The organism is Bacillus chungangensis (assembly GCF_030812995.1).
Taxonomy (GTDB): domain Bacteria; phylum Bacillota; class Bacilli; order Bacillales; family Bacillaceae_C; genus Bacillus_CF; species Bacillus_CF chungangensis.
Genome location: NZ_JAUSTT010000021.1, coordinates 70,365 through 97,022, shown reverse-complemented (window position 1 = coordinate 97,022; position 26,658 = coordinate 70,365). Strand labels below are relative to the sequence as shown.

General features: G+C 38.2%; 24 protein-coding genes, 1 rRNA gene and 1 other annotated feature. All 25 genes read left to right on the top strand.

The genetic code is table 11. The features are described 5' to 3' along the window. Positions 1–95, top strand: a 5S ribosomal RNA gene (gene rrf, locus J2S08_RS16255); the annotation flags it as partial. Positions 96–915: 820 nt separating this feature from the next. After that, positions 916–4,389, top strand: coding sequence for a S8 family serine peptidase (locus J2S08_RS16250; RefSeq protein WP_442320931.1), 3,474 nt, complete (start codon positions 916–918; stop codon positions 4,387–4,389). Between the two features lie 302 nt (positions 4,390–4,691). Continuing rightward, positions 4,692–5,153 carry a CtsR family transcriptional regulator gene (locus J2S08_RS16245; RefSeq protein WP_307231335.1) on the top strand — a complete coding sequence of 154 codons (462 nt, stop codon included), beginning with the start codon at positions 4,692–4,694 and terminating at the stop codon, positions 5,151–5,153. Positions 5,154–5,172: 19 nt separating this feature from the next. After that, entirely contained in the window at positions 5,173–5,718 is a 546-nt protein-coding gene (locus J2S08_RS16240) for a UvrB/UvrC motif-containing protein (protein ID WP_307231333.1), read from the top strand. Beyond that, positions 5,715–6,782: a protein arginine kinase gene (locus J2S08_RS16235; RefSeq protein ID WP_307231331.1), complete on the top strand. Its 1,068-nt coding sequence runs from the start codon at positions 5,715–5,717 to the stop codon at positions 6,780–6,782. The genes J2S08_RS16240 and J2S08_RS16235 overlap by 4 nt, the downstream gene beginning before the upstream one ends. Before the next feature lie 128 nt (positions 6,783–6,910). Next, positions 6,911–9,352, top strand: coding sequence for an ATP-dependent protease ATP-binding subunit ClpC (gene clpC, locus J2S08_RS16230; protein ID WP_307231330.1), 2,442 nt, complete (start codon positions 6,911–6,913; stop codon positions 9,350–9,352). A 652-nt stretch (positions 9,353–10,004) separates the two neighbouring features. After that, positions 10,005–11,384: a DNA repair protein RadA gene (gene radA, locus J2S08_RS16225; protein WP_307231328.1), complete on the top strand. Its 1,380-nt coding sequence runs from the start codon at positions 10,005–10,007 to the stop codon at positions 11,382–11,384. 418 nt (positions 11,385–11,802) lie between these two features. Further along, entirely contained in the window at positions 11,803–12,903 is a 1,101-nt protein-coding gene (locus J2S08_RS16220; protein WP_307231326.1) for a PIN/TRAM domain-containing protein, read from the top strand. Between the two features lie 317 nt (positions 12,904–13,220). After that, positions 13,221–13,910 (top strand): 2-C-methyl-D-erythritol 4-phosphate cytidylyltransferase, encoded by a 690-nt coding sequence (gene ispD / locus J2S08_RS16215; RefSeq protein WP_307231323.1) that lies wholly within the window; start codon positions 13,221–13,223, stop codon positions 13,908–13,910. Positions 13,911–13,997: 87 nt separating this feature from the next. Further along, positions 13,998–14,480, top strand: coding sequence for a 2-C-methyl-D-erythritol 2,4-cyclodiphosphate synthase (ispF, locus tag J2S08_RS16210; RefSeq protein ID WP_307231321.1), 483 nt, complete (start codon positions 13,998–14,000; stop codon positions 14,478–14,480). 223 nt (positions 14,481–14,703) lie between these two features. Further along, positions 14,704–16,158 carry a glutamate--tRNA ligase gene (gltX, locus tag J2S08_RS16205; protein WP_307231319.1) on the top strand — a complete coding sequence of 485 codons (1,455 nt, stop codon included), beginning with the start codon at positions 14,704–14,706 and terminating at the stop codon, positions 16,156–16,158. Positions 16,159–16,299: 141 nt separating this feature from the next. Then, positions 16,300–16,528: a binding site (T-box leader), on the top strand. Between the two features lie 215 nt (positions 16,529–16,743). Continuing rightward, complete coding sequence (gene cysE, locus J2S08_RS16200; RefSeq protein ID WP_307231318.1) at positions 16,744–17,394, top strand: serine O-acetyltransferase; 651 nt, start codon at positions 16,744–16,746, stop codon at positions 17,392–17,394. Next, positions 17,394–18,791 (top strand): cysteine--tRNA ligase, encoded by a 1,398-nt coding sequence (cysS, locus tag J2S08_RS16195; RefSeq protein WP_307231316.1) that lies wholly within the window; start codon positions 17,394–17,396, stop codon positions 18,789–18,791. Before cysE ends, cysS begins: the two co-directional genes overlap by 1 nt. A gap of 6 nt (positions 18,792–18,797) precedes the next feature. Next, positions 18,798–19,214, top strand: a complete 417-nt coding sequence (locus J2S08_RS16190) for a Mini-ribonuclease 3 (RefSeq protein ID WP_307231314.1) — start codon at positions 18,798–18,800, stop codon at positions 19,212–19,214. Then, positions 19,211–19,954, top strand: a complete 744-nt coding sequence (rlmB, locus tag J2S08_RS16185) for a 23S rRNA (guanosine(2251)-2'-O)-methyltransferase RlmB (RefSeq protein WP_307231312.1) — start codon at positions 19,211–19,213, stop codon at positions 19,952–19,954. Before J2S08_RS16190 ends, rlmB begins: the two co-directional genes overlap by 4 nt. 1 nt (position 19,955) lies before the next feature. After that, positions 19,956–20,465, top strand: coding sequence for an NYN domain-containing protein (locus J2S08_RS16180; protein ID WP_307231310.1), 510 nt, complete (start codon positions 19,956–19,958; stop codon positions 20,463–20,465). Positions 20,466–20,554: 89 nt separating this feature from the next. Further along, complete coding sequence (gene sigH / locus J2S08_RS16175; protein WP_307231345.1) at positions 20,555–21,184, top strand: RNA polymerase sporulation sigma factor SigH; 630 nt, start codon at positions 20,555–20,557, stop codon at positions 21,182–21,184. A 202-nt stretch (positions 21,185–21,386) separates the two neighbouring features. After that, on the top strand, positions 21,387–21,530 hold the full coding sequence (gene rpmG, locus J2S08_RS16170) for a 50S ribosomal protein L33 (protein ID WP_307231308.1): 144 nt from the start codon (positions 21,387–21,389) through the stop codon (positions 21,528–21,530). A 38-nt stretch (positions 21,531–21,568) separates the two neighbouring features. Then, positions 21,569–21,751 carry a preprotein translocase subunit SecE gene (gene secE / locus J2S08_RS16165; RefSeq protein ID WP_307231306.1) on the top strand — a complete coding sequence of 61 codons (183 nt, stop codon included), beginning with the start codon at positions 21,569–21,571 and terminating at the stop codon, positions 21,749–21,751. 210 nt (positions 21,752–21,961) lie between these two features. Further along, the gene (gene nusG, locus J2S08_RS16160; protein ID WP_307231304.1) at positions 21,962–22,498 is read left to right on the top strand and encodes a transcription termination/antitermination protein NusG; all 537 of its coding nucleotides are present in this window, start codon (positions 21,962–21,964) and stop codon (positions 22,496–22,498) included. 242 nt (positions 22,499–22,740) lie between these two features. After that, a complete protein-coding gene (gene rplK / locus J2S08_RS16155) occupies positions 22,741–23,166 on the top strand; it encodes a 50S ribosomal protein L11 (protein WP_307231342.1) in 426 nt (141 codons plus the stop codon). 124 nt (positions 23,167–23,290) lie between these two features. After that, on the top strand, positions 23,291–23,992 hold the full coding sequence (gene rplA / locus J2S08_RS16150; protein WP_307231302.1) for a 50S ribosomal protein L1: 702 nt from the start codon (positions 23,291–23,293) through the stop codon (positions 23,990–23,992). A gap of 650 nt (positions 23,993–24,642) precedes the next feature. Next, complete coding sequence (rplJ, locus tag J2S08_RS16145; protein ID WP_307231300.1) at positions 24,643–25,143, top strand: 50S ribosomal protein L10; 501 nt, start codon at positions 24,643–24,645, stop codon at positions 25,141–25,143. Between the two features lie 51 nt (positions 25,144–25,194). Next, positions 25,195–25,560 (top strand): 50S ribosomal protein L7/L12, encoded by a 366-nt coding sequence (rplL, locus tag J2S08_RS16140; RefSeq protein WP_307231298.1) that lies wholly within the window; start codon positions 25,195–25,197, stop codon positions 25,558–25,560. 253 nt (positions 25,561–25,813) lie between these two features. After that, positions 25,814–26,416: a class I SAM-dependent methyltransferase gene (locus J2S08_RS16135; protein WP_307231339.1), complete on the top strand. Its 603-nt coding sequence runs from the start codon at positions 25,814–25,816 to the stop codon at positions 26,414–26,416. Positions 26,417–26,658 lie beyond the last annotated feature (242 nt).

Sequence of the window (26,658 nt, the reverse complement as noted above, 5' to 3'; positions counted from 1 at the left end):
GCCACACCCGTTCCCATCCCGAACACGGCAGTTAAGCTTCTCTGCGCCGATGGTAGTGGAGGATTTCCCTCCGCAAGAGTAGGACATTGCCAGGCAATTATAAAAGAGCTTTCCAAAGTCTGAAAAATACAGATTGATGGAAAGCTCTTTTTGTGGTAGTAGGATCTCTGCAAACTAAGGAAAGTTTTTTGAAACGGTATTACACTTTTCTGTTTAGTGGTTTATCTTTTATTGTTCGTTTAATACAAAATTAAAACATGGGCTTTTCCATTTAGGTACATCTAACTTCATTTGGTATTAAAGCGGGTGATTGTAAGGTCGACTATGAATAAGGCATTTATAACTTTAGGACGAGATAAAATATTTTATTGTAACTAAATACCTTCCGGGGATGAAAAAAGCCCTTCAATAACATCTTAATAAAGGACTAATGCCATCTATTTACATAATTGTCATAATTGTTTTTTTTGTCAGATGATTGTATGTAATTAATTTTCAACTTATTCTAATTATGCCATATTTGCATGCTAAATGCACTATAAGGATTTTATTTATAATTAACCTATGCTATATATGTGTTTAATCATAATCTTAATAAACATTTACAACATGATAATAGTACTTTAAGTTTATTTGCAACGGTACGCTCCATAATTCAAAATCATTATTTTTAAAATATTCAGTCTCCAGTCGTCAAAAAACGACACACAAAATTGTGATTGTCATTTACATTATGAATACAGCAATGAGCTTCAAAGAAATAACAGCTTAGATTTTCTTAAAACATGATCTAGAGAGGGGGTAAGATTGTCGTTTTTTTGTTTTTCTCGTAATTGGGTAACGCCTTAGATTTTTTATCAATCTACATGATCCAATACGAAAAAAGTTTTCGAATAATTGGGAGGAGGAAGAGAAGTGCGAAAAAAGAGAAGAAAACAAATAGTTAGTATTCTTGTTGCTTTTATGATGTTGTCTCTGATCTCGCCTAACTTTGCAAGAGCAGAGGCCACAAGAGGGATGCACACATCTCTTAAACAAGAACAGAATGTCACAAAAGAAAAAATAAATAATCAACTCTTAAGTCAATTTAAAGACGATGATAAAGTGACGTTCTTGATTAAATTTAAGGAACAAGTAGATACAAATAAAGTAGCTCTGCAAGCAAAAGAAGATGCGAAAAAAGCTAGTTTAACAGTTCAAAAAACAAAATTTTTACAGCGTTCAGCAGTTGTATCTGAATTAAAGGCAGCCGCACTTGAGACACAATATAGAGTTAAGGCATTTCTCGAAGAAGAAGAACAAAAAGGTAATGTAGAGGATATTAGATCCTATTTCATTGTGAATGGGATGGCAGTTACAGCTACAAAAGAAGTTGCCGAGAAATTAGCTTCTTTTGAAGAAATTGATAAAATATTACCAAACGAAGTAAGACAATTAGAGACAACACAAACAATCGGAAGACAAGTTACGCTTCCTGGCTCGAAAACAAATCAAATTGAGTGGAACATTGATCGTGTAAAAGCGCCACAAACTTGGGCGTTAGGAATAGATGGAACAGGAACAGTCGTTGCTAGTATTGATACAGGTGTCCAGTGGGATCATCCGGCATTAAAAGAAAAGTATCGCGGCTATGATCCTGCAACAGGAACAGTAGATCATCGTTTTAATTGGTTTGACGCAACAGCCAAAAAAACTGCTCCTTACGATGATCAAGGGCATGGTACACATGTAACTGGTACAATGGTCGGTTCAGAGCCAAATGGTTCTAATCAAATTGGCGTCGCACCAGGTGCGAAATGGATTGCGGTAAAAGCGTTTACAGCAGCTGGAGGCACTGATGCTAATTTATTGGCAGCTGGAGAGTGGATTTTAGCACCAACGGATGCTGAAGGAAATGTTAGAGTAGATATGGCTCCCGATGTCGTTAATAACTCATGGGGTGGAGGACCAGGGATGGATGAATGGTATCGTCCAATGGTCCAAAACTGGAGAGCAGCAGAAATATTCCCTGAATTTTCTGCGGGAAATACGTCCCTTTTTAATCCAGGAGGACCAGGTTCCATTGCAAATCCTGCTAATTATCCTGAATCCTTTGCAACTGGTGCAACGAATAATCAAGACAAATTAGCTAATTTTTCCTTGCAAGGACCTTCTCCATATAACAAAATAAAACCTGATATTGCAGCACCTGGGGTGAATATTCGGTCTTCAGTACCGGGAGGAAAATATGAAGGTGGATGGAATGGAACATCGATGGCTGGGCCTCATGTATCTGCAGTAGCAGCGTTGCTTCGTCAAGTAGATGCTTCGTTATCTGTAGATGATATGGAAAAAATATTGTTAGATACAGCGATTCCTTTAACAGATTCGACTTTCCCTTCTTCACCGAATAATGGATATGGACATGGGCTTGTAAATGCTTATGACGCAGTCGTCTCTATTCAAAATGGTCTTGGGAAGATAGAAGGTCAGGTACAGAGGGCATCAGCTGGAAATGATAAAGCAGCACATGTACCAAGAGAACAAACTCCGGCTGTAAAAGATGAATTGGTGAATCCTGCATTTGTGCCAATAAGGGCACAAGTAAGCGTATTAGAAAGCGGCCGTTCCGTCTTTACAGATCCTGAAAACGGAAGATATTCTTTATCTCATGCTTCTGGATCATATACAATACAAGCAGAAGCATATGGCTACCATTCTAAACAACAAAGTGTAAATGTTGCATCAGACAGCGTAACAACAGCTAATTTCGTATTAGAAGAAATGAAAAAATATACAATTAATGGTGTGGTAAAAGATAGTGTTACAGGTGAACCAATTGAAGGGGCTAAGCTGCTATTAATCGAAGATGCAGCAGTAGCACCTGTAATAACAGATGAAAAAGGTCAATATTCTATCACTGCATATGAAGGAACGTATACGTTAAAAGTGTTAGCTCCTTCTTATCATAGCCAAGAGGTGAATGTGAATATTGAACAAAATGACGCAGCAGTAAACGTGGAATTAGAGCCGTTCTTTAGCTACCCTGGAGGAGAAATAGGCTATGATGACGGTAACCCGGACAATGCTCGTGCATTTTATGAAGCTGGCAATGGCTGGGCAGTAAAAATGTCACTTCCTGAAGGCAAGGAGTCCGGTATTGTGACAGATGGCGTTTTCCGTTTTTGGAACACAGAATGGCCTGTTCCAGGAGGTACAGAATTTGAAGTAGAAGTGTGGGATGCAACAGGTGTTGATGGTGCACCAGGCAAAAAAATTGCTGGTCCGGTAAAAGGAACAGCCCTTCGCAATGATGAATGGACAGTAGTTGATCTGTCTGATAAAGGGATCGTTGTCGATGGCGACTTTTATATGGTATATATTCAAACAAAGCCAAATCCATATGCACCTGGATTAGCAACAGATGAGAGTAGCCCGAACGCAAAACGCAGCTGGCAATATGTGGATGGTGCTTGGTCAAAATCACCTATCGATGAGGGCAATTACATGATTCGTGCTCGTGTCAGCTATGAAGTCGCTGTTCCTGTTATCAAAACTCCTGAAGATGGTTTTATTACAAACGAATCTAAAGTGATTGTAGAAGGGACATCATCACCTACGACAAAGGTTATTGTGAAGAATAATGATGTCGAAGCTGCAAGTATGGAAATAGGCGAAGATGGTAAATTTTCAGTTGAGGTTGATCTAAATGAAGGAGAGAACATACTAACAGCGGTATCTTATCTAAACGATACTCCAACTGGCCAATCAACTCCTGTTACTGTTATTTTGGATACCGAAGTACCTGAACTAACAATTGATAATCCGAAAGATGGTGACAAAATAAGCAGTGAAACGATAACTGTAGAAGGTAGTGTAGAACCGAAAAACCTTGAATCAGTAAAAGTAAATGGCAGCGAAGCAAAAGTTGTTGATGGAAAATATTCTAAACGTATTATGCTTGATGCTGGTGAAAATGAAATTGAAGTAGTTGCACAATATAAATCAGGCAACACTGCTGTGAAAAAAATAAAAGTATATTCAAAGTATGAAGCGCCTGTCATTGAAAATTTACAGCCAACAGCAGATAAAAATTTAAAAGCTGGTGAAAGTGTGAAAATAGAGTTTGACAGTGAACCAGGATTAAAAGCTTCATTTGTTATTCATATGCCTTTGACAAATACAGGGCAAGTTGCAAATGCTACAGAACTTCCAATGATGGAAACATCTGACGGCCATTATGTTGGCTATTGGACAGCAACTTCAAATGTAGTGGCAGATGGTGCAGCTATAGAAGTAAAGGCGGTTGACAGTTTCGATAATGAGACTCGTCAAGTAGCAGCTGGCAAACTTTTTATTAATGTTAATACTAATTCAGATGCTTCTCTTTCTTTAGAGTTGATCGAATAATAATTATCCTAACATGATAAGGGGTGGTTCGAAAGGATAGCTTCCTTTTGGCCACCTTCTTTCACTAGAAATGAAAGTTCTCTCCTCAGTTAAAAATCTTCTAACACTTTTTCCGATTATTAGCTCTCCATTTTTAAAAAACCCTGTTTCGAGTAGATGTTTTTTTACTCAACGCATACCCTGTTTATTAGAACAAGCTGCGCTAGAACAAAGATGATAGCAACCAATTGCATTTTTACTAATTGATCATGTATAATGAATGTCAAATATAGTCAAAGTCAAGTCAGATAGGAGGGGACTTGATGCGAAACATCTCAGATATTATTGAAAGCTATTTAAAGAAAATATTAGAACGAAGTGAAACGGAAATTGCTGAGATTAAAAGAAGCGAAATTGCTGACAAATTTCAATGTGTTCCATCACAGATTAATTATGTTATTAATACACGTTTCACGATGGAAAGAGGTTATGTAGTTGAAAGTAAGAGAGGCGGCGGAGGGTATATTCGAATTATTAAAGTAAAGGCGCATGATCAAGCGCATCTGATTGATCAATTGCTGGTTCTGGTAAAATCTAGAATATCTCAAGCAAATGCTGAGGATATTATTTTTAGATTAACAGAGGAAGAGATTATATCTGAAAAAGAAGCAAGACTGATGTTAAGTGTAATAGATAGATCGGTATTATTTATTGATTTGCCGATTCGCGACGAACTAAGAGCAAGGATGTTGAAAGCGATGCTGCAAACATTAAAATATGAATAAGAAAGGAGAAATTGGGTGAATGATTTGTCAAGAGTGTAAAGAAAAACCAGCTGCCCTTCATTTCACAAAAATTGTAAATGGAGAGAAAACAGAGGTACATTTATGTGAAAAATGTGCTCATGAAAAAGGTGAAATGTTTATGACAGATGGTTCTAGTTTTTCCATTAATAACTTATTAGCTGGACTCTTGAACATGGAACCAGTATTTCAAAAAAATGAACAGCAATCTTTATCTCAATCACCAATTATCCAATGCGATCATTGCAAATTAACTTTTCAACAATTTGTAAAAATGGGGCGTTTTGGCTGTGCTAATTGCTATCAAACATTTAAGAGCCAGCTGGCTCCTGTTTTAAAAAGACTGCATAGCGGCAATGATACGCATCATGGCAAAGTACCGAAAAGAATTGGTGGGTCCATCCATATCAAAAAACAAATTCAACAATTAAAACTACAAATGCAAGCCTTTATTAATAGGGAAGAATTTGAACATGCAGCTGAGGTTCGCGATAAAATCCGCTCTCTTGAAAAATCATTGCAGCAAGAGGGGGAAGATACACGATGAATTTTGAAAAATTTTTAACAAAAGCAGTCAGTTCATGGATGAGTGAAGATGGTCCACAATCTGACATTGTTTTAAGTTCTCGAATTCGACTAGCTAGAAATCTTAAAAAGTATACGTTTCCGACTTTATTTCATCATGAAGAAGCGAGTAAAGTAATAGCGATTATAGAAGCAGCATTAGCAGATGGTGCTATCGAAAAAAACGTACCATTAGAAATGCTAAAAATGGATGAACTACAGCTTTTACAAAAACAAGTGCTTGTAGAAAAACATTTAATCAGCCCCCATTTAGCTAATGATTCTTCACATGGTGCTGTCGTGCTTACAGATACGGAAGATGTGAGCATGATGATCAATGAAGAAGATCATATTAGAATCCAGTGCCTTTTTCCTGGTTTGCAATTAAAAGAGGCATTATGGAAAGCAAATATGTATGATGATTTCCTGGAAAATAAAATTGACTATGCGTTTGATGAAACCTATGGTTATTTAACCAGCTGCCCTACAAATGTAGGAACTGGCATGCGCGCATCTGTCATGGTACATTTGCCGGGTTTAATTTTGACAAGGCAAATGAATCGGATTGTACCTGCAATCAACCAATTAGGCCTTGTTGTAAGGGGAATATATGGTGAAGGAAGCGAAGCACTCGGCAATATATTTCAACTCTCTAATCAGATTACGCTAGGAAAAGCAGAGGAAGAGATAGTGGAAGATTTAACTAGTGTCGTACATCAAATTATTGCCCAGGAAAGATCAGCTAGAGAAGCATTAGTAAAAACGTCTAACATACAGCTTGAAGATAGAGTTTATCGTTCATATGGGGTATTAGCAAACAGTCGGATCATTGAAACGAAGGAAGCAGCTCGATGTTTGTCGGATCTTCGCTTAGGAATCGACCTTGGCTACATTAGCCATCTTCCTAAAACGATTTTAAATGAGCTAATGATTCTTACACAGCCAGGCTTTCTACAATTATATGCAGGTGGAGCATTGAGGCCGTATGAAAGGGACATTAGAAGGGCAACGCTTATTAGAGAAAGAATGGAATTAAATGGCAGATAAAAATTTAAAAAATTATTTGTGAAGATTTAATAAAATATTGCATGAATGATCTCAATATAGGTGATGATGGTAGAAGCTTTGCATGATCCCTTAATGACTAGAATAACGATGGTTTGGAGGAGATAAATATGATGTTTGGCCGTTTTACAGAGAGAGCACAAAAAGTATTGGCATTATCACAAGAAGAAGCGATGCGGTTAAAGCATAATAATATTGGAACCGAGCATATCCTGCTTGGATTAGTCCGCGAAGGAGAAGGCATCGCTGCAAAGGCTCTTTACGGACTAGGATTGGGGCAAGAGAAAATTCAGCAAGAAGTTGAAAATTTAATTGGAAAAGGACAGGAAACAGCGCAGACAATTCATTATACTCCCCGTGCGAAGAAAGTGATTGAACTTTCAATGGACGAAGCAAGGAAGTTAGGACACTCCTATGTAGGCACTGAGCATATTCTACTTGGTCTCATTCGTGAAGGTGAAGGTGTTGCTGCACGAGTTTTAAGCAATCTAGGAGTCAGCCTTAATAAAGCTCGTCAACAGGTGCTGCATCTGCTTGGCAGCAATGAAACAAACAACCCTCAAGGCAGATCAGCCTCTAATGCTAGTACACCAACGTTAGACAGTCTCGCTCGGGATTTAACATCAGTTGCAAGAGAAGGAAGTCTAGATCCGGTTATTGGGAGAAGCAAGGAAATCCAAAGAGTGATAGAAGTCTTAAGCAGACGTACGAAAAACAATCCTGTCTTAATCGGTGAGCCAGGTGTGGGAAAAACAGCAATTGCCGAAGGATTGGCGCAGCAAATTATTCATAATGAGGTCCCGGAAATTTTGCGTGATAAACGTGTTATGACTTTAGATATGGGAACAGTTGTAGCTGGGACAAAGTATCGAGGAGAATTTGAAGATCGTTTGAAAAAGGTAATGGATGAGATTCGTCAAGCTGGCAATATCATTTTATTTATTGATGAACTTCATACATTAATTGGTGCAGGGGGCGCTGAAGGCGCCATTGATGCCTCCAATATATTAAAACCTTCTTTAGCTAGAGGAGAGCTTCAGTGTATTGGAGCAACAACACTTGATGAGTATAGAAAATATATTGAAAAAGATGCTGCCTTGGAGCGTCGTTTTCAACCAATTACAGTCGATGAACCTTCTGTGGAAGAGTCTGTACAAATACTAGAAGGATTACGGGATCGCTATGAGGCTCATCATCGTGTGAAAATTACTGATGAAGCCATTGAGGCAGCAGTAAAGTTTTCTAATCGCTACATTTCAGATCGTTTTTTACCGGATAAAGCAATTGATTTAATTGATGAAGCTGGTTCAAAGGTCAGACTTCGCTCTTATACAACACCGCCTAATTTGAAAGAATTAGAAAAAAAGATGGAGGAAATAAGAAAAGAAAAAGACGCTGCTGTTCAAAGCCAAGAATTTGAAAAGGCCGCTTCGTTAAGAGATTCTGAACAAAAGCTCCGTGAAACTTTAGAAGAAATGAAAAAATCATGGAAAGAAAAACAAGGGCAAGAAAATACAGAGGTAACTGTGGATGATATTGCACATGTTGTTTCTAGTTGGACTGGTGTGCCAATATCTAAATTAGCTGAGACAGAAACTGCAAGATTATTAAAGCTGGAGGAAATCTTACATTCACGAGTTATCGGCCAAGAAGAAGCAGTGAAAGCTGTTGCTAAAGCAGTACGGAGAGCAAGAGCAGGCTTAAAGGATCCAAAGCGTCCAATCGGTTCGTTCGTTTTTCTTGGACCGACTGGTGTGGGAAAAACAGAACTAGGGAGAGCACTTGCGGAGGCCATGTTCGGTGATGAGGATGCAATGATTAGAATTGATATGTCTGAGTATATGGAGAAGCATTCTACTTCCAGACTCGTAGGCTCTCCTCCAGGCTATGTCGGATTTGATGAGGGTGGCCAACTAACTGAAAAAGTGCGTCGCAAACCTTATTCTGTTATCTTATTAGACGAAATTGAGAAGGCTCATCCTGATGTTTTTAATATTTTGCTTCAGGTGTTAGAGGATGGGAGGCTGACAGATTCAAGAGGGCGCACCGTAGATTTTCGCAACACAATCTTGATTTTAACTTCGAATGTTGGAGCTGAAGCGCTAAAATACAACAAATATGTAGGCTTTACGATCCAAGATGGAAAACAGGACTATAAAAATATGAAAGATAAAGTGATGGAAGAATTAAAAAAGGCATTTCGTCCTGAATTTCTTAATAGACTTGATGAGATTATCGTTTTCCACTCATTGGAGAAGGAACATTTAAAGCAAATTGTTACATTAATGTCAGAACAGTTAACAGAGCGTCTAAAAGAACAGGAAATGGATTTAGAGTTAACGGAAGCGGCTAAAGATAAAATTACTGAAGAAGGTTTTGATCCGGAGTATGGTGCAAGACCTTTAAGAAGAGCGCTTCAAAAGTTTGTTGAAGATCGCTTGTCTGAGGAATTGTTAAAAGGTAATATTAGTAAAGGCCAACATATAGTCATTGATGTTGAAGACAACGAATTTACTGTAAAAACGAAGGAAGCATCAAGTTCAGTTCTTTAAACAAAAGATAAATTGTTGAAAAGCCAGCCGCTTCTATAATGAATTTTGATCAGATGGAGCTTGAGCTCCATCTGATTCATTTCGTTTTCACCACTCCTTCGTATCTCCGTTTAAATATTGTTAAGATACCACCTCAGGGCGCACGGTTAGGGCTTTTGGAAGCAATAAATGTTCATATTAATGCTTACTTCGACTGTTTTTTACTAACAGAAATCCATCGCTTTTTTGTTTATTCTAATGTTACTTTCATCAAATTTTAATAAATGCTCTATATAATAAGTAGAGAAGTATCCAAAATCCTACTGGCAATTTTATCCCACATCTAACTGGCAGTAAGACCCCCACCTCAAGAGTAAGAGGAATCAGAAGCGCTAGGTGGGGGATAACTGCCAGTAAATGTCCGATTGGTTCAACTAACCATCAGTGGGGGATAAGAGAAAACCCCCACTGATGGAAGTTTCACTTTATTTACCACCCAGTGGGTAAGGATTTGATTGTTTAATTTGTGATTTGAGAAACTGCTATGTATTGAGATGAATATTTCGTTTTTTTCAATATAAAAGTGTGGCTTCTGACACTAATATAAATATCGGAAAGTTTAAAATGAACAAAGATAAAATAGTAAAACTTATAATAGGAAAGGGAGAAATAAATGGCAAGAACGAAAAAAGTTTCTAAATTTATTTGCCAATCATGCGGATATGAATCTCCAAAATGGATGGGGCGCTGTCCTGGCTGCAATCAATGGAACCAGCTTGTGGAAGAGTTCCAGACGGTAAATAAAACAAAGGGTGCGTTTTTACATACATCCTCCACCATTTCATTAAAAGCCTCCCCAATTACTAAAATAGAATCAGAACAAGAGCTTAGAGTGTACACAAATATGCGGGAATTAAACCGCGTTTTAGGCGGCGGCGTCGTACCCGGATCGCTCGTACTCATCGGCGGCGACCCCGGAATCGGGAAGTCAACTCTGCTGCTTCAGGTTTCTGCCCAATTAGCGATTGCGCAGCACAAGGTGTTATATATTTCTGGAGAAGAATCTGTAAAACAAACAAAACTGCGAGCAGATCGGCTACAAGTTTCTGCTGACGAATTATACGTATATGCTGAAACAAATCTGGATGCCATTCATCAGACAATTGAAGAGCTTAATCCTGATTTTGTCGTGATTGATTCTATACAAACTGTCTATCATCCTGAGGCTTCCTCTGCACCAGGAAGTGTCTCCCAAGTTCGTGAATGTACAGCCGAATTAATGCGTATTGCAAAAACAAAGGGAATTGCTATTTTTATTGTCGGCCATGTGACAAAAGAGGGAGCGATCGCAGGACCTAGACTATTGGAGCATATGGTGGATACTGTTCTTTATTTTGAAGGAGAAAGGCATCATACGTATCGAATATTAAGAGCTGTGAAAAATCGTTTCGGTTCAACAAATGAAATGGGTATTTTTGAAATGAAGGAATTTGGTTTAGAAGAGGTCCATAATCCTTCAGAAATATTTTTGGAAGAACGAGCAAAAGGTACATCTGGCTCTACTGTAGTTGCTTCGATGGAGGGAACCCGCCCGGTGCTTGTGGAGATACAAGCATTGATTTCACCAACTATGTTCGGTCATTCAAAAAGAATGGCAACAGGCATTGATCACAACCGCGTTTCTTTACTAATGGCAGTACTGGAAAAAAGAGTCGGTATGCTGCTGCAAAACCAGGACGCTTACTTAAAGGCAGCAGGTGGCGTGAAATTAGACGAACCGGCGATTGATCTTGCTGTTGCTGTTAGTATTGCATCAAGCTATCGTGATAAACCGACGAATGGCACCGACTGTATTGTTGGGGAAGTTGGGCTTACTGGTGAAGTAAGAAGGGTTTCAAGAATTGAACAAAGAGTACAGGAAGCAGCAAAGCTTGGATTTGAACGAGTAATTATACCTGCTAATAACCTCGGAGGCTGGTCTATTCCTAAAAACATTCAAGTGATTGGTGTTGCAACTGTGAGCGATGCTTTACAAATTGCTTTAGGACAATAGGCTAAAAGATAGAGACTGGTTGTCGGATTTTTTTGAAAATTGTCGAATTATTACTATAAAAATATAGTTTTTTCATAAGACTTTTGTCTGTATTGACAATTTATTGAAAAGTCTTCATGATAAGTATCATTAGAGGAACAATATTGAAAATGAAAGGCTTATGTTCTATTGAAATAAAGAGAATCATCATTATATAAACGATTTCATATTGTCATTTGTGATAATCTGTGGTAATATATACTATTTGTCCTGTTTGACAATTACTATTAGAGATGATATTCTGTAGAAACAATCATAGAATTTCGAAATTATATTGATATAACAATGTTATATATTTTTTGTTATATGTTAGAAAATTAACGCGATCATGTTTCAAATTTGGTAAATTGATTATAATTAGTATCAGGAGGTGAATGATATGTTAAAACGTATTGTGCAGGTATGTTTTCTGCTTCTAGGTGGAACACTTGGCATTTTTATTATCCCTGCACTGTTCATTGTTTTGAATGTATCGGATATTGCAGTCATTAACAATCCGTATGTTTCAGCGATTTTGGGGGCAATTATTTTTTATCTTATGACTTTTTGGGCGGTAGACTTTGTTGCTAATTTTATTAAATGGGTAGAAGATGCACTTGTAAAGATACCAATTGCAGAACTGATTTTCGGCACATTAGGACTGATTTCTGGTTTGATCGTTGCTTATTTAGCTGGGCTTCCAATTGCGAAAACACAAATACCAATTGTTGAGGAAGTACTGCCATTTTTGCTAACGATTTTTCTCGGTTATTTAGGTTTTCAGGTCGGTTTTAAAAAACGAGAAGAATTAATAGGGGTTTTCTCTTTAGCTGGACGCGCAAATAAGAAGAAAAGCGTAGAAGGTTCTGAAGAAAATATGGACAATCACGCAAAAGCTTTAAAGATATTAGATACAAGCGTTATTATTGATGGCAGAATTGCAGATATATGCCAAACTGGCTTTTTGGATGGAACAATTGTCATACCACGATTCGTTCTTGAAGAACTTCAACATATTGCAGATTCTTCGGATGCTTTAAAGAGAAACAGAGGGAGACGAGGTCTAGATATCCTAAATCGGATACAAAAGGAGCTAGAAATCGGTGTTCAGATATATGAAGGTGATTTTGAAGAGATCCAAGAAGTGGATAGCAAGCTTGTCAAACTTGCAAAAGTCACCAATGGCATTGTTGTTACAAATGATTTTAATCTAAACAAAGTATGTGAGCTGCAAAAGGTGCAAGTGTTAAATATTAACGATCTTGCAAACGCAGTTAAACCGGTTGTTCTCCCAGGTGAAGAGATGAGTATTCAAGTCATTAAAGATGGGAAAGAACAAAACCAAGGCATTGCATATTTGGATGACGGGACTATGATTGTTGTCGAAGAAGGAAGGAATTATATAGGGAAGAGAATAGATGTCTTAGTGACAAGCGTCTTACAAACATCTGCAGGCAGAATGATATTTGCAAAACCAAAACTTATTGAAAAAGCTTTGTAGTACAAAATTTTATTCTTCAATGTTCCGTTTTATTGCTAAAAATGTTAAAATTTAAAGACAGCATTTCGTTATGGTGAAAAACCGTCATTTTTTGTTGAAGTGAGATTCTTCATAACATTAATCGGAAATGGTATACAGGGGATGTTGAACACCTCTTACTAGAGTGTTCAAAAGGTAAAAAATTCGAGGAGAGGAGCAGTCTTAAAAATTAGCAGAAGGCTGCTATGCATAAACACTTCGAAGCGAATGCGAAAGCTATTTTTACCTAGTCTTTTTAAACATCTCTTAAAGAATGATAAGAGATTGGGGTTTCAAGCATGAAGTATCAAGCGATGGTTCTAGCTGCAGGGCAAGGAAAGCGGATGGGTGCAGGGAAAAACAAATTATTTCTAGAATTGAACGGTATTCCTATCATCCTCCATACATTGCATATTTTCCTTAATGATTCGAAATGCAGCAAAATCATTTTAGTAACGCACTCCAAGGAGGAAGCTGCTTTTCAAAAGCTGCTTTCACATGTAGCAGGCCGTGAAAAAGTTGTTTTTGTGCACGGCGGTACAGAACGACAAAATAGTGTTTATAATGGATTACAGAAAGCAGATAATGAAAAAATTGTTTTAGTCCATGACGGCGCGAGGCCATTTGTCGATCAAATCGTTATTCAACAGTTAGTCGAATTAGCAAATCAAAAAGGTGCTGCCGTTGTCGCTGTTCCAGTAAAGGATACGATAAAAAGAGTCGCAAAACAACAAGTGGTTGAAACTATTGAACGTTCAAGCTTGTGGCAGGTACAAACTCCACAAGCTTTTCGTGTTTCTATCTTACGGGATGCCCATGAACAGGCTGCTATAGACCAGTATTTAGGAACAGATGACGCATCACTAGTAGAGCGAATGATGCATCCTGTTCATATTATTGAGGGCAGTTATGATAATATTAAGTTAACCACAAGCGAAGACTTATATTTTGCCCAAGCCATCATAAAAAAAAGAAATTATACATGTTGATGATCAACAAAGCTGTTTCTTATATGAAGCTGGAGAAATACTTACTGAAATATTTCTTTAAACATAGAAGAAAAGAGGAAAGGAAATATGTATCGGATTGGACAAGGATTTGATGTACATCAATTAGTTGATAACCGTCCTCTTATTATTGGGGGAGTCAAGATACCATATGAAAAAGGTTTAATAGGCCATTCAGATGCGGATGTTTTATTACATACAGTAGCAGATGCTTGCTTAGGAGCTATAGGTGAAGGTGATATTGGCAGGCATTTTCCTGATACGAGTCCAGCCTTTAAAGATGCAGATTCTGCTAAGCTTCTAGAAGAAGTTTGGAAACTTGTGCAAGAAAAAGGCTATACACTTGTTAATATCGATTGTACAATCATAGCAGAAAAACCAAAAATGGCTCCATATGTGGAACAAATGAGAGAGAGGATCGCCTCTTTGCTTGAAGGTGAAAATAGTCAGGTGAATGTAAAGGCGACCACTACTGAAAAACTCGGATTTACAGGCCGTGGCGAAGGAATTGCAGCCCAGGTGGCAGTTTTGTTGAAAAAAACAAGTGATTAACAGAATAGGCATAAAACAAAGGATCATATGAATATCTAAAGTGTGATGGTTTCATTTCCGATAATAAAATAGGGATGCGACAAAATGTTGTACGTTTAATATCAAGTAAATAAGGAGAAGAAGTGGTAAGAAAAACACCGATTTTGGTGTTCCCAACGCTCTTATCATTTCCTTTCAAAAAAACTTCACTTTTTTTAATGAAAGCTGCTTAGGAGGAGAAAAAATGAAAGATATTCGTGTACGCTATGCACCAAGTCCAACAGGACACTTACATATTGGCAATGCTCGTACAGCCCTTTTTAATTATTTATTTGCTCGAAATGTAGGCGGTAAGTTTATCGTTAGAATAGAGGATACGGATCAAAAGCGGAACATTGAGGGTGGTGAGCTAAGCCAGCTGACTTATTTAAAGTGGCTTGGAATTGATTGGGATGAAAGCATCGATATTGGCGGTGAATATGGCCCATATCGCCAATCAGAGCGTAATCATATTTACAAAAATTATTATGAACAGCTCATGGAGCATGGAATCGCCTATAAATGCTATTGTACTGAAGAAGAGCTGGAAGCGGAACGCGAAGCACAAATAGCTCGAGATGAAATGCCGCGTTACTCTGGCAAGTGCCGCCATCTAACAGATGCAGATCGTGAACGTTTGGAGCAGGAAGGACGGAAACCGAGCATTCGTTTTGCTGTTCCTGCTGGAAAGGTTTATCGATTCCAAGACCTTGTAAAAAAAGAAGTTTCGTTTGAATCGGACGGTATTGGCGACTTTGTAATCGTCAAAAAAGATGGTATTCCTACGTATAATTTTGCAGTTGTCATTGACGATCATTTGATGAAGATTAGCCATGTGCTGCGTGGCGATGACCACATTTCGAATACACCAAAACAACTAATGCTTTTTGAAGCATTTGATTGGGAACCGCCGATTTATGGACATATGACACTCATTGTAAATGAAAGTCGCAAAAAATTGAGTAAGCGCGATGAGTCCATTATTCAATTCATAGAACAATATGAAGAATTAGGCTACCTGCCTGAAGCGTTATTTAACTTCATTGCTTTATTAGGATGGTCGCCAAAAGGGGAAGAAGAAATATTTTCCAAGGATGAATTTATTCAAATATTTGATGCTGACAGACTTTCTAAATCACCTGCATTGTTCGATCAACAAAAGTTGACATGGATGAATAATCAATATATGAAGCAGCTTGATTTAGACAAAGTGGTAGCAGTATCGCTTCCTCATTTGGTGAAAGCCAAACTTGTACCCGAAGATATGTCAGAGGGAGACAAGCAGTGGGTGCGAAAACTCATTGCCTTATACCAAGAGCAAATGAGCTATGGGGCGGAAATTGTCGAACTTTCGAGGATGTTTTTTATTGAGGAACTTACTTATGACCATGAGGCGAAGGAAGTACTTGATCAACCGCATGTGCCTGAAGTGATGGCAGCATTTTTAACGGAATTAGAAGGAATGGATACATTTGAAGCAGCTGAAATCAAAGCAGCGATGAAAGCAGTACAAAAGTCTACAGGACATAAAGGAAAAAAACTTTTCATGCCTATTCGAGCAGCGGTTACTGGACAAACTCACGGCCCTGAGCTTCCAAACGCAATTGCACTTTTAGGAAAAGAAAAAGTAAAACAACGTCTTCAAAGTGTTCTCAATTAACATTTTAAGAAGAATATAATATAGTATGTATAGAAGAATGTTTATAACTTGATGGCTTACAACTAACTAGAGAAAGAGCAGCCAGATGAGACTTGAACCGTTTAAGCGAGAAGTGTTAAATAATCATATTAACAATATATAGAGAAAGTGCTGATAAGGAAAAGTAGAAAAATGATGCTTGTTAGAGAGAACCATCACCGGCTGAAAGTGGTTTAGGCCTCTCATTTTTTCGAAATGCACCTTTGAATCCTTTTCTGAAAATAGTAGGAAAAGGCGGAAAACTACCCGTTACAGAAGGATGAGTTGGAACACGGTTATACTTCATGTTGTGTTCAAACAGAGTGGAACCGCGCAGGAAGGCGTCTCTGTCCAAAGCAGAGGCGTCTTTTTTCTGTTTCCGATTGTTCAAAAAGTCATAAAAATCCACAGCAGCATTCGTCTTCTGGGGAGAAATATTGGGGAAATCTGTCTACTGTATATACTAAGGACATCTTGATTTTCGGCTCTGATTCAAGGCTTTTTGAACAAATAATTGAAATAAAGATACGTTTCATCCACATTTGCAAAACAGGGGGAGTTGAGAGTATGTTTAAAAGAATAAATGAGGATATTAAAGTAGTGTTTGAACAGGATCCTGCAGCTCGCAGTCGTTTTGAAGTGGTTTTGACGTATTCTGGGCTACATGCGATTTGGGCTCATCGTATCGCTCACGCTTTGTATAAAGGCAAGTTCTTTTTTCTTGCCCGCCTCATTTCTCAAATAAGCCGTTTTTTTACTGGAATTGAAATTCATCCTGGTGCGAAAATCGGCCGTTGTTTTTTTATCGATCATGGAAGTGGTGTTGTCATTGGCGAAACGTGTGAAATTGGGGACAATGTAACGATTTATCAAGGCGTTACCCTTGGTGGAACAGGGAAGGAAAAAGGAAAACGCCATCCAACAATAAAAGATAATGCACTGATTGCTACTGGTGCAAAAGTTCTCGGTTCTATTACAATTGGGGAAAACTCAAAAATAGGCGCTGGTTCCGTCGTTTTAAAAGATGTGCCTGACAACTCCACTGTAGTAGGAATTCCAGGCCGGATTGTCGTCCGTGATGGTGTACGAGTAAATCATAAATTAGACCATCATAATTTACCAGATCCAGTAGAAGATCGCTGCGCCGCGATGGAAAAAAAGATTCAAAAACTGCAGCAAGAATTAGATGAATGGAAAAAGAAGGAGGATGCCAAATAATGGCGATTAGACTTTTTAACACACTTACAAGAAAGAAGGAACCTCTTGTTCCTCTTGAAGAAGGAAAAATTAAAATGTATGTATGCGGTCCTACCGTTTATAATTATATTCATATCGGAAATGCACGGCCTGTGATTGTCTTCGATATGGTTCGCCGTTATTTACAATATCGGGGCTACGAAGTGACATTTGTTTCAAATTTCACCGATGTTGATGATCGCTTAATTAATGCAGCGAATGCACTTGGTGAAGATGTTCCAACGATTGCAAACAGGTTTATTGAGGCGTTCTTTGAAGATGTATCAGCGTTGGGATGTGTGAGAGCGGATGTTCACCCTCGCGTTACGGAAAATATTGATATTATAATTGAGTTTATTCAAGCGTTGATCGATAAAGGTTTTGCTTATGAGTCTGAGGGAGATGTTTATTATGCTACACAAAAATTTCCTCAATATGGAAAGTTGTCCCATCAATCTATCGATGAATTACAGCTTGGATCGAGAATTGAAGTAGGTGAAAAAAAAGCAGACCCGCTTGATTTTGTCCTTTGGAAAGCGGCCAAGGAAGGGGAAATTTCTTGGGAGAGTCCATGGGGATTAGGAAGACCGGGCTGGCATATTGAATGCTCTGCAATGGCGAGGAAATACCTTGGCGATACAATTGACATTCATGCTGGAGGCCAAGATTTGACATTTCCTCATCACGAAAATGAAATTGCGCAGACAGAAGCGTTGACAGGGAAGCCGTTTGCTCGTTATTGGCTGCATAATGGCTACATCAATATAGACAATGAGAAAATGTCTAAATCACTAGGCAACTTCGTACTAGTTCATGAAATTCTTAAGCACCATGACCCTCAAATCGTTCGGTTTTTCATGTTATCTGTCCATTATCGCAATCCGATTAATTACAGTGATGAAGTGTTAGAAAATGCAGCGGCTGCATTAGAGCGATTAAGAACTTCTTACGAAAATTTACAGCATCGAAAGCAATCCAGTGCTAATTTAACAGAAAACGATCATGAGTGGCTTGAAGTGATTCACAGACATCGTGAGTCGTTTGTAAAGGCAATGGACGATGATTTTAATACTGCAAACGGCATTGCTGTTTTATTCGATCTGGCAAAGCAGGCTAATTATTATTTGATGGAGAAAAATACTTCGGAGACCGTGATTGATGCATTTATGAAAGAATTTGAATCACTTTGCGGAGTATTAGGGATTATACTAGAGGGAAATGAATTGCACGATGAAGAGATTGAAGCACTTATTGAGCAGCGCATTCAGGCTCGCAAAAACCGTCAATTTCAATTGGCAGACGATATTCGTGATCAATTGAAAGAAAAAAATATTATATTGGAAGATACTCCACAAGGGACAAGATGGAAGAGAGGCTAAGAAAGCATGTTAGAAATAAAAAAACAAGTAGATTTTAAACAGCTGAATAGTCTTGCCCTTGCTTACATGGGAGATGCTGTCTACGAAGTATACGTACGGCATCATCTCCTTGCGAAAGGTAAAACGAAGCCGCACCAGCTTCACAGAGAAGCTACAAAGTATGTTTCTGCTAAGGCACAAGCTGCTCTGTTAAAGAAAATGATAGAACAGCAATTTTTAACAGAGGAAGAACAATCTGTTGCGAAGCGGGGACGCAATGCTAAATCAGGGACTATTCCTAAGAATACAGATGTGCAAACTTATCGGCATAGTACAGCATTTGAAACATTAATTGGCTATTTATATCTGTCACATGAAATTGAAAGACTAGAACAGACGATTAATCAAGCAATAAAGACAGTTGAGAATGGAGGCACATCATGAACGAAGAATATATCGCTGGCAGGAATCCAGTACTAGAGGCGTTGCGATCAAACCGTGAAATCAATAAGATTTGGATTGCAGAAGGCGTCCAAAAAAACCATATGCAACAGATTATTCAATTAGCTAAACGTGCGGGCATTATGATCCAATATGTTCCAAATCAAAAGATCGATCAATTGACGACTGAACGCCATCAAGGCGTTGTAGCTCAAGTTGCAGCTTACAAATATGCGGAACTAGAAGAGCTTTTTCATATTGCGAAGTCTAGAGAAGAAGCACCTTTTTTCCTTATTTTAGATGAGTTGGAAGATCCTCATAACCTTGGTTCTATTATGAGAACAGCGGATGCGGCTGGAGTGCACGGAATCATCATTCCAAAAAGAAGAGCGGTAGGCTTAACTGCAGCAGTTGCAAAAGCTTCTACAGGTGCAATTGAATACGTTCCTGTAGTGAGAGTAACAAATTTAACGAGAACAATTGAGGAGTTAAAAGCGCAAGGAATCTGGGTCGCTGGAACCGACGCAAAAGGAAATCAAGATTATCGGATGATTGATGGAGAAATCCCGCTGGCACTTGTGATTGGCAGTGAAGGAAAAGGAATTAGCCGTTTAGTAAAAGAAAAATGCGATTTTCTTTTTCAATTGCCGATGACGGGGCATGTAACTTCGTTGAATGCGTCGGTGGCAGCAAGTTTATTAATGTATGAGGTTTTCCGAAAGCGCCGCCCACTCGGAGAATAGCATGGATATCCTGCTTGTAGATGGGTATAACATTATTGGCGATTGGCCAGAGCTAAAGCTCTTAAAGCAACGAGATTTAAGCGCCGCTAGAGATCGGTTAATTGAAAAAATGGCTGAATACCAAGGTTTCACAGGAATGAAAGTGATCATTGTGTTCGACGCACAATTTGTAAAGGGCATTGGCCGCAAATATCGGAATTATAAAGTTGAAGTTGTTTATACCCGTCAAGATGAAACGGCTGATGAACGTATTGAAAAACTCGCTATTGAATTAAATAATATAAAAACACAAATCTATGTTGCGACTTCGGATTATACAGAGCAGTGGGTCATTTTTGGACAAGGTGCATTAAGAAAGTCAGCACGTGAATTATTGAACGAAATGAACGAAATTGAACGAAAAATTGATATAAAAGTAGAAAAAACACGAGAAAAGAAACCACAATCAAAAATTCCACTTTCGGATGAGGTCGCAGAAATATTTGAAAAATGGCGCCGCGGTCAAAAATAAGTAGTGATTCGTTGAAATTTTGTGTATAATGTTCTTATCTATCGCTTTCTGGAGTCGGGGGGGTTAACTTGAGTTTAAACAACGGCTTAATGTATAATGGCAAGTTTGAAAAGCTTGAAGATGAGCAACTAATCGAGATGGTTCATCAAGGTGATAGTGAAGCGTTAGATTATCTCATCCAAAAATTCCGCAACTTTGTTCGAGCGAAAGCGAGGTCTTATTTTCTTATTGGTGCTGATAAAGAAGATATCGTCCAAGAAGGAATGATAGGCTTATATAAAGCGATCCGTGATTACAAAGGAGACAAGCTCAGCTCCTTCAAGGCATTCGCAGAGCTCTGTATCACTCGTCAAATTATAACCGCTATAAAGACCGCAACCCGCCAAAAGCATATTCCGCTAAATTCTTATGTTTCACTGGATAAGCCTATATACGATGAGGAATCAGATCGAACCCTAATGGACGTGATATCTGGTGCTAAGATGATGGACCCGGAAGAATTGATTATTAATCGGGAAAAATTTAATAGTATTGAAGGCAAGATGATGGAATTATTAAGTGATTTAGAAAGAAAAGTGTTGGCTCTCTATTTAGATGGCCAATCCTATCAGGAAATCTCCGCAGAACTCAATCGTCATGTTAAATCAATCGATAATGCGCTTCAAAGGGTAAAAAGAAAACTAGAAAGATATTTGGAAATGAAAGAATTTAGTTCCTAGAGGTTATTGGCATCATGCACTGCAGCATGAAAAACTTTACTTATGTTCCAAAAACTTCACTTCATTCATTTTCATTTGTCCTTGATTTTAATAGCTTTTGAACATATACAGTCATCGCAATAAAAAATACCGCTTATTGACAGATCATACAGTGCATGATATTTTTTAAATAATGTCATCAAATAACTAGCAGGTGTCTATCATGAAGAAAAAAACAATTTTAGCTTGTGCTGAATGTGGTTCAAGAAACTATTCAACTCCAGCTAATAAACAAACCGAAAGATTGGCACTGAAAAAATACTGCAATCATTGCAATAAACATACAATACATCGGGAAACAAAATAAAGATAGGTTATCTCATTCAATTCTTTGGAGGTACAAACATGTCACGCATTATAGAATTCTTTCGGAATGTACGCAAAGAGATGCGAAAGGTTACATGGCCGAAACGTAAAGAACTCACTAGTTATACGATTACAGTAATCACAACTGTCGTCATCCTGGCTGTGTTTTTTGCCATTGTAGATACTGGAATATCTGAATTGATTCGCTTAATATTAGGCTAAGCAGTCTCCAATTGCTTGCTGCCCATTTCAATTTTTTCACCACGCATTATTTTTAATTGCTTCACATAAACGGTTGAATAACGTTGATGTTCACATGGTATAATGGAGAATAACAAAATTAAAGCCCGGATAACGGGTTTTTTATTTGCTAGAAATATGGAAGAACCTATTTTTAATATGGGGAGGGAAGGACATTAAAGTCCTAGTTATATGGAAAAGAACTGGTATGTTGTCCATACATATTCTGGATATGAAAACAAAGTGAAAGCAAATTTAGAAAAGCGTGTGGAATCAATGGGTATGCTCGATAAAATCTTCCGTGTTATTGTACCAGAAGAAGAGGAAACCGATATTAAAAATGGCAAAAAGAAAGTGTCAAAAAAGAAAGTGTTTCCAGGTTATGTCTTGGTTGAATTAATTATGACGGATGATTCTTGGTACGTCGTTCGTAACACGCCAGGTGTAACAGGATTTGTAGGATCTGCCGGTTCTGGTTCCAAACCAACGCCGCTTTTGCCAGAAGAAGTTGATGGCATCTTGAAACTGATGGGCATGGAAGAGAAACGTGTAGAAGTAAACTTTGAAGTTGGTGAAACAGTAACAGTCAATGAAGGCCCATTTGCTAACTTTACGGGAAAAATTGATGAAATGGATCGTGAAAAAGGAAAAGCAAAAGTGATGGTTAATATGTTTGGACGCGAGACTCCTGTAGAATTGGACTTCAGCCAAATTGATAAATTATCATAAGAGCACTGGATAGCCGCACAATAAAGATCTCATATTCTTCATGAAGGTACGTATATATGGCCTGTATATTTTTGGGCGTTTTTTGAATCGCTATTTAAAAATGACTTGAAATATAATTGTAAAAATGATACTATTTTTAGGTCAGTATGTGTCAAAACATATGAATGGAACAACAGTCTTATAAAATGAGTGGGAGGGTTTTACCCAATTCACCACATCACGGACTTAAGGAGGTGTGTCTCGTGGCTAAAAAAGTAATCAAACTTGTAAAACTACAAATTCCCGCAGGCAAAGCGAATCCAGCGCCGCCAGTTGGACCGGCACTAGGTCAAGCAGGTGTTAATATCATGGGATTCTGTAAAGAGTTTAATGCTCGTACAGCAGACCAAGCGGGCTTGATTATTCCTGTTGAAATCACGGTGTTCGAAGACCGTTCATTTACATTTATTACGAAAACTCCACCTGCTGCTGTTTTATTAAAGAAAGCAGCTGGTATTGAGTCAGGTTCAGGTGAGCCAAACCGTAATAAGGTGGCCGCGATTAAGCGTGACAAGGTGCGTGAAATCGCAGAATTGAAAATGCCTGACCTTAACGCAGCTAGCGTAGAAGCAGCGATGCGTATGGTAGAAGGTACTGCACGCAGTATGGGAATTTCCATTGAAGACTAAAAGGAAACCATACATGGAACAAATGGATTTCTGTTCGGCGAGGTTGCGAGAAGAGGATTGAACTCGCAACCTTTATTCGTGGGAGGTTATTCCGCTAAAACCACATTCGAGGAGGAAAATAAGAATGGCAAAGAAAAGCAAAAAATATGTAGAAGCGGCAAAGCTAATCGACCGCTCAAAAGCCTATTCCGTTAATGAAGCAATTGAACTTGTAAAGAAAACGGATTTTGCAAAATTTGATGCAACAGTAGAAGCTGCTTTTCGTCTCGGCGTTGACCCGAAAAAAGCAGATCAGCAAATTCGTGGTGCTGTTGTATTACCACATGGTACTGGTAAAACACAACGTGTTTTAGTATTTGCAAAAGGCGAAAAGCTAAAAGAAGCTGAAGCAGCTGGAGCAGATTATGTTGGTGATGCTGAGTACATCAATAAGATCAACCAAGGCTGGTTTGATTTTGATGTTATCGTTGCAACACCAGACATGATGGGAGAAGTCGGAAAACTTGGTCGTGTACTTGGGCCAAAAGGCTTGATGCCAAACCCTAAAACTGGTACAGTTACTTTTGATGTTGAAAAAGCAATTAAAGACATCAAAGCTGGTAAAGTAGAATATCGTGTCGATAAAGCTGGAATTATTCACGTTCCAGTCGGCAAAGTTTCTTTTGAAAACGAAAAGCTAGTTGATAACCTTACTACTATTTTTGAAACTCTACAAAAAGTAAAACCAGCAGCAGCGAAAGGCACTTATATGAAAAACGTCGCTGTTTCTTCCACAATGGGACCTGGAGTTAAAGTAGATCCATCAACTTTTGGCGAAGTTAAATAGTTTGACAACTTAGGTTTTATTTGCTAAAATCTATCTGTTGTAAATTTAATAACATTTGTACCGTAGACAGTAGGTGCTTAACAATATTGAGGTTCAAAAAGAGGACAAAAAGAACCGAGAATTTCAAGGAACGATCGTTATGAGAACCGCAGCGTATAAAAATACGTGAGGATCGGGAATAACAGAGAGACACAGAAATTCGAAGGTGATTTTTCCTGGATTTTTGAACATCCAATATCAAAGAGGTTCAAAAAGAGGACAAAAAGAACCGAGAATTTCAAGGAACGATCGTCATGAGGACCGTAGCGTATAAAAATACGTGAGGACCGGAATGACAGAGAGACACAGAAATTCGAAGGTGATTTTTCCCGCATTTTTTGAACATCCTCTTATTAAGCTTAATTTCCTACCGAGGACAATGCGCATAGATAATAATCATCCTGATGTAGAAGAGATTTTTAGTTTCTTGCATCGAATCGGATTTCTATCAAATGAAAACCGGCTTTAAGCAAAGCTTAAACGTGTTGAATGATTATACGCATCGTGCCTCCATGTCTTCGATATGGAGGCTTTTCCTTTGTTTTTTTTACAAACTGTCATTGCAATCTAACGGATATAAATGTCAAACAAATGATGCAGGAGGTGTCAAGATGAGCACTGCTATTGAAAAAAAGAAATTAGTTGTTGAAGAAATCAGTGAAAAATTTAAATCAAGTGTATCAACAGTAGTTGTTGATTATCGTGGATTAAACGTTGCTGAAGTAACAGAGCTTCGCAAACAGCTGCGGGAAGCTGGGGTTGAGTTTAAAGTATATAAAAATGCCCTTACTCGTCGAGCAGCAGAAGCAGCAGAGCTAGGTGGTTTAACAGAATCTTTAATTGGACCAAATGCTATCGCATTTAGTACAGAAGATGTTGTTGCACCAGCGAAAATTCTTAATGATTTTGCTAAAAAGCATGAGCAATTAGAAATTAAAATCGGAGTTATCGAGGGTAATATTTCTAACGTAGAGGAAATTAAAGCACTTGCTGAACTTCCTTCTCGAGAAGGATTGCTTTCTATGTTGCTTAGCGTTCTTCAAGCGCCTATTCGTAACTTGGCTCTTGCAACAAAAGCTGTTGCAGATCAAAAAGATGAACAAGGTGCGTAAAGAATCGGTACGATAGATTAAAATAACTAAACATTTTGGAGGTAAAATCTGATGACGAAAGAACAAATCATTGAAGCAGTTAAAGAGATGACTGTCCTAGAATTAAATGACTTAGTAAAAGCTATTGAAGAAGAATTTGGTGTAACTGCAGCTGCTCCTGTAGCAGTAGTTGGCGGAGCAGGCGGCGGCGAGGCAGCTGCTGAGCAATCTGAATTTGATGTTGTACTTACAGAAGCAGGCGGCCAAAAAATCAAAGTTATTAAAGCAGTTCGTGAAATTACTGGCCTTGGCTTAAAAGAAGCAAAAGAATTAGTTGACAATACACCGAAACCAGTAAAAGAAGGCGTATCTAAAGAAGAAGCAGAAGAATTAAAAGCGAAACTTGAAGAAGTTGGAGCTGTTGTTGAAGTTAAGTAGTCATCTAAGGATAAAAAGCTCGCTATTATAGGCGAGCTTTTTTGGACTTGAAGTTCTTCATGCAAACATTAGTCTAGTTGTATGAATACTGCTCATTATAATTGTTTAAAAGGAACGCTGGAAATTACTCGTGTATAGTTGCAGCAGCTGATTTAAAAAACCTTTTGAATACTTAACAGTTTAATCTTGCCTTTAGATGTAAATATCCTTTACTAATTCTTTTATTTCGTAGTTTCAACGGAGGTGTTTCATGTTGACGGATCATTATTATTCCCGACATGTTGAGGCAGAAAGCAAGCCAATGTATTGGGAGGAAGACTTGCGGGGCCACAGGCTGCACTTTAAAACGGATCAAGGTGTTTTTTCGAAAAAAGCTGTCGATTTTGGTTCGAAATTATTAGTAAACCTTTTTGAAGAACCAGAGATAGCCGGTCCGATACTGGATGTTGGTTGTGGTTATGGGCCGATAGGATTGACAATTGCTAAGTCTTTTCCAACTAGAACCATCCATATGGTTGATGTAAATGAGCGTGCGCTTGCGCTTGCCAAAGAAAATGCAAGCAACAACAAGCTGACAAATGCAGTAATCTATGAAAGCGATCGTTTACAGCAAGTAAAGGAAAAAAACTTCACTGCAATTATTACTAATCCTCCGATTCGAGCAGGAAAAAAAGTTGTGCATGACATCTTTACTCAAAGCTATCACCACTTAACTAACGAAGGCAGCTTATGGGTAGTTATTCAAAAGAAACAGGGAGCACCTTCAGCTCAACAAAAACTACAGGAAATATTCCACTCCGTAGAAATCTTGAATAAGAAGAAAGGATATTACATTTTAAAAGCAAAAAAAGGTTGACTTCGGTTTAGTACTATGCTAAAATCATAAAATGCCATCATATAATTTTTTCCAAGCACTCACCACTTAAAAGCTGAATAGTATAGTTGTTGGTAAAATTGGAAAAGATTATAAAATAATAGTACGTATGAAGAGAATGTGGTTTTCAGTTGTAAAACCCTTTTTCTTTTTGTCTTTCGTGTTTGGTGGACAGCAGATGGAAAACAGGACAGATCGCAATTAAAACGCTTGATTTGAGGGGT